Genomic DNA, 529 nt, shown 5'->3' with positions numbered 1-529 from the left:
CATTGTTGTAGTGCGTTTTTTTATATTCCATTTCTTTACCAACAAACCAACTTGTTATTCCGCCTTGTATAGATCCGATAATTAAAATGATTGGACCTCCCATAACAATCCATATTAAAACTCCAAGTCCGACAGATTCAAAATCAATTCCATATTCTATTAACCTTGGAATCATTTCCGAAAACATTGCAACTAATAAAAATCCAATCCACATTTTTAAGAATCCTAAAAAAGTAGTCCAAAATGGGTCTTTATTTTTGTCCAGAATAGATTCCCCAATATTTCCAGAGACGAAAAATATAATTATTAAATTCAAGATTATTTGAATATTGAAATATGTTGATTCCTTTAGATATGGATTAACTAAATTCAGATTCAGATATTCCTCAAATTCTGATGAAAATAATCTAAATGTAATAATCAGAACAATTAAGATTAGAACTGTAAGTCCTAAGTATTTAAAGATTAATAATCGACCTATGTTTTTTGAATTCAATTTCATTCAGTTTTTCAAATGCACTACAACGGT

The 529-nt window shown here is 28.2% G+C and carries 1 protein-coding gene; it reads right to left on the bottom strand.

Annotated features, from left to right (window positions below):
- The coding region (locus ACIEHO_RS16515) for a hypothetical protein (RefSeq protein WP_406973764.1) at positions 1-502 on the bottom strand (502 nt) is incomplete at its 3' end.
- Between the last annotated feature and the right edge of the window lie 27 nt (positions 503-529).

This window comes from Flavisericum labens, from assembly GCF_045446075.1.
GTDB classification, from domain to species: domain Bacteria; phylum Bacteroidota; class Bacteroidia; order Flavobacteriales; family Flavobacteriaceae; genus Flavisericum; species Flavisericum labens.
This window is presented reverse-complemented; position numbering and strand designations above follow the sequence as displayed.